Genomic DNA, 15949 nt, shown 5'->3' on the forward strand with positions numbered 1-15949 from the left:
CGGAAACCCTGTTGGAGTCAAGATTTATGCAGGTCACGAAGGCATCTTGACTTTTGGTAAGTCGCCAGCGGACGCACCTCAACCACCCCCTAGTCCAGAATCACGTTTGTCCTCTGTGCAATCTGGTCGCCCTGACGGGTACTGCCGAGGCCGCGGTCAAAAGCGGTGAGATACGAAAAGCTCATGGTCATAGTAGCCATTTTTTGCCCGCGGCCGGGCGCCTGGCTCCCGGACGTCAATAAAAGACACGTCGTCCGATTCTCCTACGTATAGCGCGACGTGTCCGGAACCGGTCGTCGATTGCCAACCCACAATGTTACCGGGCTTTAGTTTGGTGTAAGGCGGTTTGCTGCCGACAGGTTCTGCATCGTCCCCGATAAGTTCATTGGCCTGTTCATGTGAAATACCCAGGACAGCGCAGATGAAGCCGCTGCAGCCGAGTGTGTAGACCTTTCCCTCCTTGAGCAATCGCTTCGCCTCCTTGATCCGATCCGCGGGGGAGCGCGCCATCGCTTGGATCGCGCAGTCCGAAGCAACATCGGCGTTTTCGCCGCCTCCTTCCTTTTTCCGCTCGCGAATGGCGACATCCACCTTGAACACGGGAAGATCCTTTCCTCCCACCGACACGACGAAGGTGATTTCGCCAATGCCGTTGGGGAAGAACTTGCCGCCGCCTTCCAGTGTTCCGCGTAGTTCGGAAAACGACTGCTCCACAATCTGTTTGATTTCATCGGTGCTAACGACCGGTGGATTGACAAGCTCGCCATTCATCCAACAGACTCCTCGCAATACTAAGACTGAAGAAGCGCAAAGACGGCTGCGCCCACGCTGTCAATCTCTAACGAATTCGTGATCGAACTGCCAACGGCTTGCCACAATACAAGACATCCGTCCCCATGCCGTCGCTATTCGTTCCCAATGGCGGGAGGCCATTGTTTTCGAGGCCAGCTTGGACAAATCTCAGGCAAGCCTTGTACTGTTGATATTCGACATCATACCGATTGGGGCCGATACACGCAGAAATGGCCCATACTTGCCTAAGCGCCTTCAATTTGCTGCGTTCTGCCCGAACGATCACAACGCGTTGGGACGGAGAAAATCCAACTCGAGAACGGGGGCCGGCCACTTCCCTGACATAGTCCGTCGTCGCAGCCTGAAGAGTTTGAAATGTTGGATATCTAGGGTCTGGGCCATAGACACACAGCGGGAATGCCCGACTTGTCACGCAGCCAGGCAATGCCAACAACAATCCGACCGGGAGCAATCGCGGGGCCCAACCAGCCCGTGACGGCAGGAAGCCGACCCGTGCTAGCCGCTGTGCCCCTGAATTGCGCATACCGCTCCGTCAGCTTTTCCCAAGGCGCATTTCTTGGGCAATCAGCGCCTCATAGAGGTCGATCACTTTGCCGGCGACATTTTGGCTGCTGATTGCCTCGACGATGCTATCTGACTGCCATGCTGGCTCGTTCATTGCTGAATAGAACGGAGTCGACGAACCCGTATCCAGCGCGGTCGTGCGTAGGCCTACCAAGCGACAGACAGTTGGGTCGTCCCTGAAAGTCACCGTTCTTGCCGTGGTGTCAATCTCGTGATTGTTGTAGCTTGAGCTACTGCCGCCGCTCCCCCCCAACTGAACGCCGAAAACGTTTACCCCTGCGCTTCCGGAGGTTGACGACGATCCCCACTCCTGCACATCGGATGAGTCCGTGAATTCAAGCGTGAGGTTCAGTCCCCGACCGATGATGATGCCGGTCGTCAGGATTGAGAGCTTCTTCGCAAGAGCGGGATTTGATTTCAGGAATTTCCTGACCCTCTTGTTGTCGCTCAACGACGTGGACGCAAACCACTGGTCGCGCATGATCTGCAGTTCACCGAGGTGCTCGAAATTGACCGATACATTTCGGACCTTCGTAAGCGAGGATCGGAAGTGAGTTTCGTTCTGCGTGGAGACCGAACCGCTGAAGAAGGAATACGATCCTCCCACCGAGCCCTGCCATGCCTTGTCATGGGCCTTGGTGATGGTGCTGGTCGTACTGACGCTGTAGCCCCGTTTGCCTGCCCCTTTCAGGATCGTTCGCGGATCCACTATCGACGAGGTGTGAACAGCAATATCCAACACTGCCTGTAAAGCATAGTTGGTAGGATCTTGGATGGTCACCGCATCCCATTTGTGAGTGATTTCGAGGTCGGGTGTGCGAGGTCGTATGACCCTATTTTCCAGAACCCACTCATACTGGTGATAAAGTTGGGCGTAGTCATTATCGGGAAACGCCTTGCGTCGAATTGATCCGATCAGAATTTCCCGCTGCCTGATCTTCGTATTGAAACCATCGATACCCCAGACCCTTTGAGCATACCGACGCGTGGTCAGGAACTTGACCCGTTCGGTGGCATAGCGCTGGCGCACCTTTTCGTCGGTGTCGATCTTTGTGGGATCGATGCCAAGCCGAACCATCTCGGTCGACCAGGCCGTTTCGATTTGATCGAGGTATTTATCGCGATCTGCGGAGATCGCGTCAATCGCAGCCTCGTGCCGTAGTATTTCGTTTTGGCTAGGTTGATCGAGCTCAGCATCGATCGCGGCCACGAGTGAGACCAACATGTCCGTGTAACGCGACGAGTACCGATCTGCGAAATCACCCGCCGCCTGACCTGGTGTGGGCGATACAAGCACGGTGCGATCGGCGAACGCGCGGACGACGAAATCATTGTAAAGCACCGATACAAGATCGATGTCGAACTCGACGAGCGTTCCCAAAATGGCAATGCGATCGTTCGGACCCGGAGGGATATTCGTGACCAAGAAATCGTAAAACATATCGAGAGCGGCAGGAACGGGGGATTTGTTGACCGGGATGTCCAAAGTGATGGTGCCCATTTTTGCAATCCTCCTGCCGTGAGCTATCTCTCTATTTTACGAATCGTTGTTCGGCACTTAATCATGCTGAAGAGATGAATCCAAGATTTTTTTAGCTCTATCTTTGTTATGGTCTAAGTTCTGGCGGCAGCACATGGGTACTCTTCAACAATTACCTAATAAATGGTCCTGTAAGTGTCTGATTCAAAATTGCGGGCGTGGCAATCAGGGCCTTGCGATGCGGCGAGCATATAGCTGGATGGATGCGATAAAGAGCCAAGCTGTGGCGGACGCGATGGTTTCCTCGAAGTCCTTTGCCAGACGCCGGTTGCGGCTCAGCCATGCGAGCGTTCTTTCGACGACCCATCGTCGCGGCAAGACCTCGAAGCCCTTGGCAGTATCGGACCGTTTGATGATTTCGACGGTCCACTTTCCGATCCGGCGCAGGGCCTCCCTGAGCTTGTTTCCGGCATAGCCGCCGTCTGCAAACATGTGACGCAGCCAGGGGAAGCGCCTGACGATTTCTCCAAGGACCAGCGGTGCCCCGTCCCGGTCCTGAATGTCGGCGGCGTGCACAACGGCATGCACAAGATTTCCATCGGTGTCGGTCAGGATGTGCCGTTTGCGTCCTTTGATCTTCTTCCCTGCATCGTAACCGCACAGGCCACCGCTTTCGGTCGTCTTGACCGACTGGCTGTCGATCACGCCAGTGCTGGGAGAAGCCTCTCGCCCATCAGCTTCTCGGGCCATCATCAACAAGGTGTGGTTTATCGTCAGCCACAGCCCGTTGTCTCGCCACAAGTAGAACCAATGCCGCACGCTCGACACCGGCGGAAAGCAAGGCGGCAGCATCCGCCATGGCAGGCCTCCGCGCAGTAGGTACAGAATTGCCTCGACGATGCGTCGTAATGGCCATTTGCGGGGCCGTCCGACACGAGACGCAGGTGGAAGCAATGGCTCCAGCAGCGCCCACTCGGCATCCGTCAAATCGCTTGGCAAAGCTAGCCCTCTTCGCACATGAAGGGCGCGAGTGGTATCGGTCCACATCGTTGAATCCATGGTAGTTTTTGGCGAAACCCATGAATCAATGACAGGCCAAAGCGTCAAGCTAACCTGCTGATACCACTCAACTTATCGCTTATCGATTTGGCGCCCCGACATCATGCGGATGCGTATTTCGTAGTATGGTCAAGTGCTGCATCCGCTGCGGAGCGGCAGCGCGAGGGTTTCATTCAAAAGATCACAATCCTCACCCTGAACATCTCTTTGTTCCGGCCCGTCGATCAGATTCAACCTCCCGCGGAGCGGGTTCATCCATGTCAGCGCATGCTGACCGACTGCTTCAGAAAGTTCGAACGGCCGCTCCTTGCTGCTACCGGTCGTTTAGGTCCTCCGCGCGAACGACGCAGTCTGGTCGACACCTGCCGGAATAGCAGACCGTCAGCAGCTGGGGGTCAAAAATTGGCTGCTGAGAGTCTTAAATGGGTCGGCTGCAGAAACAATGGCTAAGCACAGCGCACTATTGCGAGATTTTGATCGCCGAGGCGGCACCGCAGAAGAGCCGAGCTGTCAGACTGCCCACCCACGCTTTCTCAGGTCATCCACGTGCAATCAGATGCCCACCGTCAACGGCAAGACATGCCCCGGTGACATAGGACGCCAGATCGCTGACCAGATAGACCACGGCGCCAACGATTTCCGCTGTTTCCCCACCGCGGCCGAGCGGCTGGTTCTTGCGGGCGTGTTCGGCAAAGCCTTCGGAGCGAGACCATGCCTTGGTGCCGTCGGTATGAAACGGCCCGGGCATCACCGTGTTGACGCGCACCGTGGGGCCATATTCCTTGGCAAAGCTTTCGGTCAGCGTGTTGAGTCCGGCCTTGGCGGCAGCATAAGGTGCAAAGTAAGGTTCGGGCTTGCGCGATCCGCTGGAACTGACATTGACGATCGCCCCGCCACCGCGCGCCACCATCTGCGCGCCGAACAGTGCCGAAAGCCGGAACGCCGAACGCAGGTTCACCGCAAGGATGAGATCGAACGCGGCCTGAGAGGTTTCCAGCGAGGACGGCTCCACCGGCGACTTTCCGGCATTGTTCACCAGAATATCCGCACCGCCCCAGCGTTCGGTCACTTCGGCGAAAAGGCGGTCGCAGTCTTCCCAGGATGCCGCGTCGAAAGCATGGGCCGAGGCCCGGCCGCCCAGCGCCTCTATCTCCGCGACCAGTGCCGCGCAGCTTTCCCGCTTGCGGCTGGCCACCGCGACGGCCGCGCCGGCCTCCACCAGCCCGAGCGCGATCGCCCGGCCCAGCCCCCGGCTACCGCCGGTAACGACGGCCACGCGGCCGGTAATATCCATGATAATCGGCATAATTCCCCCGTCAGACGTTGCGCACGAGCCGGCCGCCGTCGATCACCAGCGTATCGCCGCTCTGGAATCTGGACGCGTCGGAGGCGAGATAGGCCGCCGGCCCCTCGATATCGGATAGTTCGCCTGGGCGGCCCAGCGGCGTGATCGCGGAAAAGCGCTCGATGATCTGCTTCGTCTCCGGCTTGTCGTCGGTCAGGCCAGTGAGGATGAAGCCCGGCACTAGCATGTTGGCACGCACGCCGAACGGCCCCATCTCCACCGCGAGTCCCTTGATCATCGCCTGCAAGGCGGCCTTGGCGGCGGCGTAGTGCTCCATGCCCGGCAGTCCGTGATAGATCGAAAGGCTGCCGCAGGCGACGATGGAGCCCCCCGGATCGCCCTGCCGCGCCCGCGCCTTCATGTGCCGCACCGCCGCGCGCAGGGTGTAGAAGGCACCGTGAAGGTTCACGTCCAGCAGGCGGTGATAGTCTGCGCTGTCCAGATCGTCGAACCCCGGCGCGCGGTGGCTGATCCCGGCATTGGCGAAAGCGCAATCGATCCGGCCCAGCGCGGCGACGGTGCCGGCAAAAGCGGCTTCCACTGCCGCCTCATCGGTCACGTCCACCGTCTCCACATGGACTTGCCCCGCGCCCAGCGAACGCAGATGCGCGGAGACGGCGTCCGCCTTTGCGGTATCGCGGTCCAGAACCGCCACCGACGCTCCTTGCCGCGCGCAGCCTTGCAGGAAGGCAAGGCCGATCCCGCTCATGCCGCCGGTGGCAAGCACCACCTTGCCGGTAAGATCGAACAGGGACATGGCGCTCAAGCTGCCAGTTCGCGCTCGATCTCGGCCAGTTCGTCGGCATAGCGGGCCTCCGCATCGGCCGTGCGGCTGGGGATGTGCTCGCTGGGGAACAGGCCCTGCGCCGGCGCGGTCTGCTTCAGCAGCGCGTTAGCGATCTGCACCTGATGCACTTCGGTCGGCCCATCGGCCACGGAGAGCATCGGCACGCCCATCCACATGCGCGCCAGCGGCGTCTCATGCGTGGTGCCAAGCGCGCCGTGAAGGTGAACGGCCCGCCGCACGATGTCGTGATAGACGCGCGCCATCGCCACCTTGGCCATCGCGATATGCGTGCGTGCGGCGCCGTGCGGCTGGGTATCGATGATCCACGCGGCCTTCAGTACCAGCAGGCGGTACATCTCCAGTTCCAGCGCGCTGTCCGCAATCATCGCCTTCACCAGCTGGTGATCGCCAAGTTGGCGGCCCTGCGTGCGGCGGGAGACGGCACGTTCCTGCATCATCTCCAGCGCGCGCTGGCACTGGCCAACCACGCGCATGGCGTGGTGGATGCGCCCACCACCCAGCCGCGCCTGCGCCAGCTTGAAGCCCTGGCCCGGCTCGCCCAGCATGGCGTCCAGCGGCACCCGAACCTTGTCGAACCGCAGATAGGCGTGATGGCCGTGATCGACCGGGTCGTTCATCCCCGCCACGTCGCGGATATCGACCAACCCCGGCGTGTCCGAGGGGATGAGAAACATCGACATCCGCTCATGCGGCGCATTTTCGGGATTGGTGACGACCATCGCGATCACGAAGGAGGAAACCTTGAAGTTGGAGGCATACCACTTCTCCCCCTCGATCACCCATTCATCGCCCTCTAGCCAGGCGTGGCAGGTGAACTCCTTGGGATCGGCCCCCGCCTGCGGCTCGGTCATCGCGTAAGTCGAGAAGATTTCGCCATCGAGCAACGGCTGCAGATAGCGCGCCTTCTGCTCGGGCGTGCCGAACATGGCCAGGATTTCGGCATTGCCGGTATCCGGCGCCGCGCAGCCGAAGATCACCGGGCCCCACGATGTGCGGCCAAGGATCTCGTTCATGAGGGCAAGCTTCACCTGCCCATAGCCCTTGCCGCCCAGTTCCGGCGTCAGGTGGCAGGCCCAGAGCCCCTGCGCCTTCACTTGCGCCTGAAGCTTCTTCGCCATGGCGCGCGCCTTGCGGTTGCGAATGTTGAACTGTTCGCTGCCCTGCGGGAACAGAAGGTCCATCGCCTCCACTTCCTCGCGCACGAAGCGGTTCATCCAGTCGAGCTTTTCCTGAAATTCAGGATCGGTCGAAAAGTCCATGTGTGATACTCATCCTCAAATATCGTGATCGTGTTTGGCGGGTCTCAATCCGCGATGATCTGGCGCGCCTTGGTCATCAGCCAGGTGGCATAGCCGTGGACCGATTCCCCCACATTGGGGGGCACCTTTCCGGCCTTGGAAGCGGCGTATGTGCCCTCCAGCAGGCAGGCGAGCTTGTAACAGGCAAGCGCGAAGAACCACGGCATCTCGCTCATGTTCCGCCCGCTGAGCGCGCCGTAGAGTTCCACCAGTTCCTGCCGCGACAGGAAGCCGTCCCAGGGCCGCACCATCGGCGTCTTGCCTTCGGGATCGCCGGCTTCCGACCAGCTGGACAGGATCCAGCCCAGATCGAGCAGCGGATCGCCCAGCGAAACCAGTTCCCAGTCGAGCACGCCGGAAATCTTCGGCGCCTTCAGCGAAAACATGACGTTGGGAAACTGCATGTCGCCATGGACCAGGCCGATCCGGCGATCGGTCGGCAGGTTATCGGCCAGCCAGCGGCCCACTTCATCGACATGCGGAAGTTCGCCCGGATCGTAGCCCGGCGTCGCCGCATAGCCTTCCAGCTGGGATCGCCAGCGCTCGACCTGCCGTTCGTGCCACTGGTCGGGCTTGCCAAGATCGGCAAGGCCCGCCGCGACATGATCGACCGCGCCCAGCGCCGCCGCCGCCATGACCAGTTCCTCCCCCATGGCCCGACGCCAGCCGGCATCGGTGGCATATTGCCCCGGCAACTCGCCCGACTGCGCGAAACCCTCCAGTGGCTCCATCAGGAAGAAGCACGCCCCGATCACGTCCGGATCGGCGCAGGTCGCCAGCACGCGCGGATGCGGCACCGTGCTTCCGTCCAGCGCCGTCAACACGCGTGCCTCGCGCAGCATGGTTTCGTTACTCTTGGGCTTCAGGTGTTTGCCGGGACGGCGCAGGATCAGGTCTTCGCCGCCCCGCGTAATCAGGAAAACGCTGTTCTGAAGGCCGCCCGCTAACCTGCGGACGGCGGTGACCGGGCCGCTTCCCAGCACGTCCTGCGCCGCGATCCATTCGTTGAGGCAGGTCCAATCGATCTGGCCGCCGAAGTCGTCGAGCGCTTCGGCCATCTGCTGCGGCATGGCATCCTCCAGTTTCTGTCTTGCCGCCAGTCTGCGGATCGCGATGCCCCTCCGCAATCGCGTCGTTCATCCCGATCTGGACGTAAGGCGGATATTTGGCCAAATTGCATCGCGGTATTGGACGGGATCGGAGAGCATGGACGAGGCGAGCGACAGACGCGGACGATCAAGGGCGGGAGCGGACCTCAGCTTTTCATCGGCCGAAGTCACTATCGTCCACGGCAGCTTGTCGAGCGGGGGCGCGGCCATGCTGGCAAGCGATCATGCGCTGCTAGACCTTTGCGTCACCCCGCGCCCCGCCAATGCGCGCGGGGCCTTCGCGCCGGACGGATCCGAGAGGCATCGCTTCGAAAGGTTGGGCGATATCGTTTTCGTGCCGCCCGGCCATCCGCTTCAGCTGCGATGGGACGGGGCACAAGCGCAGCATTCGATCCGCTGCGAACTCCGTGGACGGCTGGCGCAGCACCGTTTCGCCGAGCGCATGGAATGGACCGCCCCCCGCCTGGCCGCCGCGCTGGACATCGCCAGCCAGACCGTACGCCTGCTGCTGCGCCGCCTCGCCGAAGAAGCGCGCACGCCGCGCCGGGATTCCAAGCTGCTGGTCGGCTCGATCGCCACCCAGCTGACGATCGAGCTATGTCGCTATTTCGAAGAAATCGGCGAAGAAACCGCGCACGGCGGTCTGGCTTCGTGGCGCCTGCGCGTGATCGACGAGCGGCTGGAGCGCGATGCCATGCCGCCTTCGCTGGAAGAGCTCGCCGCGCTGTGCAGTGTCTCGGTTCGCCAGCTTACACGCGGATTTCTGGGCAGCCGGGGCTGCACCGTGGGGCAATATGTCCATCACCACCGGCTGGAAACGGTGAAACGCCTGCTCGCCACGCAGGAAAGCATCAAGCAAGTGGCCGATGCAGTGGGCTTCGCATCGACCTCCAGCCTTGCCCATGCCTTCCGCCGCGCCACCGGCCTGACACCGCGCCAGTACCAGCAGCGCATCTGGCGTTCGAAAGAACACGTCTGAAACATTTGCGATCATAGCGGCGTGCGTCAGTGAATCCGGCGAGGGACCATTCGTAGGCGTTGCCAGAAGCGTTGGCGATTCGTTGATAAACGGTGCGAACCCAGCGGACTAAAAAACAAAAGCTGACCGTCAACACATGGGACCAAAATATTTGAGCTTCAATGTCGTGAAAGGGTCGGTTCTTCACATGCCCCCCCCCGAATAGTTACTGTGTTACGAACCGGGAAATCTACAATGCAGCTCCGCCGCGTCGTAGCTTGCTGATGCCTGGCGTGGTTTCACGATGCAGTGATTGTCACAGCCGGCCGGCGAGCGTGTGTGCAAGGCACGGAGGTATAGGAAATTACTATGGGATTGCAAAATAAGCGTATTTGACCCTTTACGTTTGTAGATGTCATTCACCTTCCCAACAACAGGGGAGATGGTGGATGGCAACTGGCAAATCCGCATATTTTGTTATGGCAGCAGCATGCGTAGCAGCAGCCGGGAGTGCTGCTGCGCAGCCTGCCGACTATCCTGCACCCGCTCCGGCAAGCGCGCCGGTCGAGATGGGCGCCCTCCCGCTCTATGGCACCAAGACGCCAGGATCTGCCGCCAACGAAAACTGGGCCCGATACTTCGGTAAGGACTATGCGGTCCGCAATGTCACCCGGCCCACCTTGACCCCGGTTCTTCCCGATCCTGCCAAAGCGACCGGCGCCGCTGTGATCGTGGCGCCCGGCGGCGCTTTCATGGCGCTTTCCATGTCGCATGAGGGCTGGGATGTAGCTCAGGCCCTTGCAGATCGCGGTATTGCCGCGTTCGTTCTGAAGTATCGCCTTCTGCCAACCCCCAAAGATGAAGCCGAAGCCGGGAAATATGTCTGGGCCAAGATGATGGAGGGCATTCCCGATCCGACCGAGCAACCGGTGCTCACCAATCCGCAGGCCACTGAAGATGGCCTTGCCGCACTGAAGATGGTGCGCGAAAATGCCGCCAAATGGGGCATCGACCCCGCCCGCGTCGGCATGATCGGTTTTTCGGCAGGCGCCATGACCTCGCTCCAGACCGTCCTTGCCGCGAAGTCCGGCGAACGACCTGCTTTCTTCGGGTACATCTATGGCCCGCAGGCTAAGATCGACGTTCCGGCAGACGCATCGCCGATGTTCGATGCAATCGCTCTCGACGATCCCTTGTTTCCCTCGATGGGCTTTCCGATTGCGCAGGCCTGGCTCGCAGCCAAGCGGCCTGTAGAAGTTCATGGCTACCAGCAGGGGAGCCATGGTTTCGGGCTCGGAAAACCAAACACCACGACAACGCTCGTGCTAGACGAATTCATCGCGTGGCTTTCTATGCAGGGTTTCCTAACCAGAAAGACCGCCCCCTGAGCAGTGAAGCGCCTGAGACCGGCAGGCCTCTTCACGGCCATCCTCTCGGAAGGACGATGGGAAAGCTGCCGGTCCGTTGCTAGGGAGCGAAACTGGAGCGCTGAGTGACCGGGAAGGGTCGCCTGCCGCCGAATAGGCGGGGAAAGGGCACGCTCACGTTCTCCCTTAGCGTGAGGCGCCCATTCCATCCAAGAGGCCACAGCCTCACTCCTCCGGCTCGCATCCTCGCGACGGCAGAAATCGGCGCCCCACGACCGCCATTCTGAGGATGCCGACCCAAGCTCACACGGTGCTGACCGTACCGCCATCTATGACAAATTCAGCGCCGTGGATCGCCCCTGCGCGATCCGAAGCCAAATAGGCGATAAGGTCGGCGACTTCGGAAGGCTTCGCCCCGCGGCCGATTGGAATGCCGCCGAGAGCCTCAAGGACTGACTGCCTCGCATCCTCGATTGTGCCGCCATTCGTGTCCTGCAGGCGCTCCAAGAAGCGGCCCGTCGACTCAGTCATGATCCAGCCAGGGGAGACGACGTTGACCCGCACACCCTTGGGACCAAGCTCCTTGGAGAGCGATTTGCTGTAGGTCCTGAGCGCGGCCTTGGCGGCGGCATAAGCTGTCGTCGATTCCGGCAATGGCAGCACGGACTGGATGGACGTGACATGCACCACGGCGCCGGCACCCTGTTCGATCATCTTGGGCACCAGCAGGCGATCGAGGCGGACGGTCGCCAGAAGGTTGAGGCTCAATTCCGCAAGCCAGTGTTCATCGGTCAAGGCAACGAAGCCGCCGCCCGGCGCGGACGAACCGCCGATGACATGCGCGAGAATGTCAATGCCGCCCAGGCGTTCGAGAGCAGCATCCGCCAGCGCCTTGCTGCCTTCCGGGGTCGCGAGGTCGGCCTGGACGAACTCCACTCCGTCGATGGGCTCCGGCGTTCCGCGCGCGGCGGTGATAACGCGCGCGCCTCCGGCCAGAAACCGGTCTACCGTGGCGCGGCCCGCACCTTTGGTGCCGCCGCTGACGAGTACGCGCTTTCCTGCGAACTCGGTCCGATCAGCCTTGATCGTCATGCCGTGACCTCCACTGCCTTGATCGCATCGGCTTCGATCGCGAAGCAGTAGGTGAAGCGGATGGGACTACCGGGAAAGTCGCCATGGGCGGGGCCTTCGACGACGACCAGACCGTCTTCGCGGCGGATAGCATCCGGCGTGAAGATGGCTTTCACGGCGATGACCTCTTCCTCGAACAGGGTCCGGATCTGGTCGTGGCCTTCAAAGCGCTTCCCATTATCCAGGAAAGCCGCGTCAGCAGCAAACGGCTTGAGCATGGCGTCTGCATCGAGCCGTGCGTTGGCCGCGACATAGTCGGCGATGGGTTTGGGTAGTTCGATCGGCATTGCTACGCTCCTTGCGATGACGAGGAGAATTTAGCGCCGCACAATGATTGTGATAATCGGGCTAAACCGGCATGTGGCGTTGCGAAAGGCGGGACAATGTCGAAACACGGTTTGATCGAATTTGACGCTGTGCTCGCTATAGCGCGGCGGGCATCGTTCCGCGCGGCAGCGCTGGAACTGGGGCTTTCCACCACCGCACTAAGCAATGCCGTCGGCAAGTTGGAAGGGCAGCTTGGCGTCCGACTGTTCAATCGCACGACTCGCAGCGTGTCCCTCACCGATGCTGGACGAAATTTCGTCGAGCAGGTTGGGCCCGCTGTGAGCACCCTGCATGAAGCGATGGGAGCCGCTCGGTCACAGCAGGAAACACCGTCCGGAACTCTGCGGATCAATGCTTTCGCCACAGGCGCACGGGAGATACTCGGACCACTTTTGCTGAAGTTCCTGCGACATTATCCCAAGGTTCACATCGATCTCGTCACCGAGGGCCGGATTGTCGACATCGTCGCTGAGGGGTTCGACCTCGGATTGCGAACCGCGAACCTGGTGCCGACCGACATGATCGCCATTCCAGTCGGACCTCCGCGCAGTTTTGCCGTCGTGGCATCGCCTGAATATTTCAAGGCCAACGACAAACCACGCACACCCCCGGACCTACTTCACCACTCCTGTTTGCGCATCCGGTTGCCAAACGGCGCGCTGCATCGCTGGCACTTCGAGAAGAACGGCCAGCCTGTTTTAATCGATGTTTCCGGCCCCATAACCCTGGACGAGGCGAGCCTCTCGCGCATCGCCGTGCTCGATCATGTCGGCATCGGTTATTTCATGGAAGCCGACGTACGGGACGACATCCAGGCGGGACGCCTGGTCCGTGTCTTGGAAGACTGGACGCCGCCGCTCGCACCCTTGTGCCTCTATTATCCTAGCCGACGAAATGCTTCAGCTGCGTTCAGGGCCCTGATCGAGATGGCGCGACAATCACCCGGGTAACCGACTTGCCGGGACTGCTTTTGCCATCAACTGCCATTCTCCGTGCTAGGCTGAATGGCGGTATCGGGTCGCGACCTGCTGGAATACCGGACGGACCGCAACTGGGCATCGGAGTATAGCGTCCGAACGGCAACAAAGGGTCGACCGCAGAAGCGGCGGTTAGGCGCCCACCTTTGTCGGTCGGCTTCGGCTTTCCAGCGCTAGGAAGCGGACCTTCAGCTATGACGTGGCCTGGGACATTGCCGCCATTCCCAGGCAGGCGTCGAAATGGCGGCTTTCAGCCGAACACCAGACGTTCCAAGAGACAGCAAGTAGCTGCAGGGAACGGGCAACGCGGGCCGGTAGGCGAATGTCCGGTTCGGAGGCGGGTTGGGGAGTAGCTGACGCTCACGCGGAGTCGGCTGCCAACCAAAACCGGCCTTCTAATATATCTATTGTAAAGGTCCGGTTTAGACGGAAGCTGACGATTGCCCCGGTTAAAGCGAACGCTCGGTCACGCGACCAATGCTCTATGCACCACGCCATATGGTCAATGGGCGCCAGCCGAGACGCTAAATTTCTCCGCTCGATGTCATGACATCGATCGCGGGCGCGACGTGGCTGTCCCAATAGCGCAGGATCGGCGCGAGGGTCAGCATGTAGACCATCCAGCATGCGGTAATCGCCTCATCGGTGTAGAATTCGTTCCAGGCGAGCTTGCCGTGGGCGAGCTCGTTGCGAAGCGCGGGTCCGGGGCGGAAGTTGAGCAGGCTGTCGATCTGCCAGACTATGTTCTGGTCGAAAATGACCTCAAGATCGGCGCGATAAAGGGTCAGCAAAACGTTGAGCGGGCGATCGCCCTCGATGCCATCCTCCTCAATCTTGGCGGCGTCGCGCCCCGCCATCTGGAGGATATGCCGCAGAGAATTCTCGACCTGCGGCAGGAGCAGGTGGGTGGCGGTGGCATAGTCGCCCTGCCAGAGCCGCGCGAAGCCGATCGAGAAGATGTGATGGTGACCAGCGGGAATGAAGCTGCTCGCCTGGACGATCGGCAAGAGATGCTGTTCATTCACCGAGTAGCGCTCAAGGACGGCCTGGCGGGCAGGCTCGATATTGCCATGAACGCGGTATCGGCGGATGATGCCGAGATAGCGGATGCCATGCTCCTTGTACCAGGCTTCGGTCGGCTCATCCTGGAAATCGAGCGACGGCCCGCGCGCCACTTCACGTCCCTCACGGTCGGCATAGCTTGCAGCGAATAGGTTCGAGAGCGGGAGCTCCCGGCCCTGCTTGAGTACTGCGGCCTTCAACTCCTCGACATCGTCGGGGATCGAAAAGCCGACCATGGCGCGCATGGCGTCCGAAAGGCTAAGCGCCTTGAATTTATCGAAGGTCTGCACGCGCAACTCGTCGATGCCGTCAAGCGGCACGGAGAAGCTGCCGAATTCGTCGAGCGACATGTCCTGCAACTCGCGCAGGCGCCGACGCATCTCGGTGACGCGCTCGGGCACACCGCCCAAGGCACGGAACTCGCGGAGCGTCTCCTTGACCCAATGGGCCTTCGCCGAACTCTGCGTCACTGTGTCGACCATGGCGAGCGTCTGCTCGATTGCCTTGATCGAGGCTTCGCGGCTAGCCTCGGCATCGCCAGCGCGGTCATAAGCGTCGGCGGCGAGCAGCCAGCATTCCTTGACCGCCAGGCAATAGTCGTCGGGCACCGCGCTGGCAGCTAGATCGGCCGCCTCCGCCGCGACCTCTTCGGCGGGTATCAGCCTGGCCTGGAGCACGCGCCGACCGATCTGGGTCAGAGGAAAATAGGCACGCGCGTCGAGGGCATGGGCGAAGGCAAGGCGGACGGTTTCGGCCAAAGGTTCGACGAGTGTGCCGCGCTTCGCGATCCGCGCATTGACCATGAAGCAGCGCTCGAGCGGCTTCACGCAGTCCATCGCGCGGGTCCCCATTTCAGGAAACTGGAGCTCGGCGCTGCCGTCGGCGAAGCGGCGCGCTACCTCGCAATAGGCCTCGATCGCGGTTCGCCCGGCCCGGCGAACGCCGGTCTCATAGGCGATATCGGCGAAGCGAGCGCGCAGAGTCGGATGACGGATGGTAGGCGCGATATCGGCGAGAACTTCGCTCTGATCGCCGCTGAAATCATGCGGCAGGGCCGTCCGGCGCGCCTCGCTCTGCCACTGCAAGCCGAAGGGATCGCCCTCGGCTTCGACGCGCAGGTGGAGGCCGACGAGGGACGAGACCAGGCGATAAACGCGTTCTGCGACCGCGTCGCCGGCGTCCTGAGCTTCCTTGACCTTGCTCCAGAAAAGATCGACGAGCGCATGGCGATCGAGTCGGCGCAGGCCGGCCGTGAGCGCGTCAAGATCGACCGCAGCGAAATCTTCGCGCGAGACCTGGTCGAAAAGCGGCTGCTCTCCGATGACATCATCTGTAACTGGTTCGTCGTTCATCTTTAACCTGTCAAATTAGACCGAAGGATCGGTAAACGCCAGTGTCTGCTCGTGCCAGAAGCTGCCGTCAGAGAAGACAGAAAAGTCCCAGGCCCGGTCATAATCTGACGGTCCGCTTCCAAGCATCGTAATATTGCGGTCGAACGGCTTGGATGGGCGCGAAGCCGACCGGCCGATTTGTCAGACCCGTATGGCGGGTTTCAGCGAAAGCCGACGCTCGCATCGACCACGCTGAATGTCTTGAGCTGGTCGGCAGGCGACGCAGCGTGAGCGTCAGCTATCCCCGCGTTCCTGCTCCG

General features: G+C 61.0%; 13 protein-coding genes. 3 read left to right on the forward strand and 10 right to left on the reverse strand.

The features are described from left to right. Window positions 1-156: 156 nt before the first annotated feature. The 7 genes from ACXJ16_RS04095 to ACXJ16_RS04125 all read right to left on the reverse strand — a co-directional run bounded on the left by ACXJ16_RS04095 (window position 157) and on the right by ACXJ16_RS04125 (window position 8437). Entirely contained in the window at window positions 157-771 is a 615-nt protein-coding gene (locus ACXJ16_RS04095) for an NlpC/P60 family protein (RefSeq protein WP_463921411.1), read from the reverse strand. A gap of 574 nt (window positions 772-1345) precedes the next feature. Next, on the reverse strand, window positions 1346-2878 hold the full coding sequence (locus ACXJ16_RS04100; protein WP_463921413.1) for a hypothetical protein: 1533 nt from the start codon (window positions 2876-2878) through the stop codon (window positions 1346-1348). Between the two features lie 204 nt (window positions 2879-3082). After that, window positions 3083-3904 (reverse strand): IS5 family transposase, encoded by an 822-nt coding sequence (locus ACXJ16_RS04105; RefSeq protein ID WP_463921414.1) that lies wholly within the window; start codon window positions 3902-3904, stop codon window positions 3083-3085. A gap of 550 nt (window positions 3905-4454) precedes the next feature. Further along, window positions 4455-5210, reverse strand: a complete 756-nt coding sequence (locus ACXJ16_RS04110) for an SDR family NAD(P)-dependent oxidoreductase (RefSeq protein ID WP_463921415.1) — start codon at window positions 5208-5210, stop codon at window positions 4455-4457. A gap of 22 nt (window positions 5211-5232) precedes the next feature. Next, on the reverse strand, window positions 5233-6018 hold the full coding sequence (locus ACXJ16_RS04115; RefSeq protein WP_463921416.1) for an SDR family NAD(P)-dependent oxidoreductase: 786 nt from the start codon (window positions 6016-6018) through the stop codon (window positions 5233-5235). 5 nt (window positions 6019-6023) lie between these two features. Continuing rightward, window positions 6024-7328 (reverse strand): acyl-CoA dehydrogenase family protein, encoded by a 1305-nt coding sequence (locus ACXJ16_RS04120; RefSeq protein WP_463921417.1) that lies wholly within the window; start codon window positions 7326-7328, stop codon window positions 6024-6026. 44 nt (window positions 7329-7372) lie between these two features. Further along, window positions 7373-8437: a phosphotransferase family protein gene (locus ACXJ16_RS04125; RefSeq protein ID WP_463921418.1), complete on the reverse strand. Its 1065-nt coding sequence runs from the start codon at window positions 8435-8437 to the stop codon at window positions 7373-7375. 136 nt (window positions 8438-8573) lie between these two features. Between ACXJ16_RS04125 and ACXJ16_RS04130 the strand changes: the two genes are divergently transcribed. Beyond that, window positions 8574-9455 carry a helix-turn-helix domain-containing protein gene (locus tag ACXJ16_RS04130; protein ID WP_463921419.1) on the forward strand — a complete coding sequence of 294 codons (882 nt, stop codon included), beginning with the start codon at window positions 8574-8576 and terminating at the stop codon, window positions 9453-9455. 371 nt (window positions 9456-9826) lie between these two features. Further along, window positions 9827-10822, forward strand: a complete 996-nt coding sequence (locus ACXJ16_RS04135; RefSeq protein WP_463921421.1) for an alpha/beta hydrolase — start codon at window positions 9827-9829, stop codon at window positions 10820-10822. A 282-nt stretch (window positions 10823-11104) separates the two neighbouring features. Here the strand turns inward: ACXJ16_RS04135 and ACXJ16_RS04140 are convergent, their stop codons facing one another. Both ACXJ16_RS04140 and ACXJ16_RS04145 read right to left on the reverse strand, forming a co-directional pair. After that, window positions 11105-11893 carry an SDR family oxidoreductase gene (locus tag ACXJ16_RS04140; protein ID WP_463921422.1) on the reverse strand — a complete coding sequence of 263 codons (789 nt, stop codon included), beginning with the start codon at window positions 11891-11893 and terminating at the stop codon, window positions 11105-11107. Then, on the reverse strand, window positions 11890-12219 hold the full coding sequence (locus tag ACXJ16_RS04145) for a nuclear transport factor 2 family protein (protein ID WP_054436074.1): 330 nt from the start codon (window positions 12217-12219) through the stop codon (window positions 11890-11892). The genes ACXJ16_RS04140 and ACXJ16_RS04145 overlap by 4 nt, the downstream gene beginning before the upstream one ends. Window positions 12220-12315: 96 nt before the next feature. On the opposite strand from ACXJ16_RS04145, the gene ACXJ16_RS04150 reads away from it, so the two are divergent. Further along, window positions 12316-13209, forward strand: coding sequence for a LysR family transcriptional regulator (locus ACXJ16_RS04150; RefSeq protein WP_463921424.1), 894 nt, complete (start codon window positions 12316-12318; stop codon window positions 13207-13209). Window positions 13210-13760: 551 nt separating this feature from the next. On the opposite strand, the gene ACXJ16_RS04155 is transcribed toward ACXJ16_RS04150, so the two are convergent. Continuing rightward, entirely contained in the window at window positions 13761-15650 is a 1890-nt protein-coding gene (locus tag ACXJ16_RS04155) for a DUF7380 domain-containing protein (RefSeq protein ID WP_463921425.1), read from the reverse strand. Window positions 15651-15949: the final 299 nt, after the last annotated feature.

The organism is Novosphingobium sp. TK71 (genome assembly GCF_055361505.1).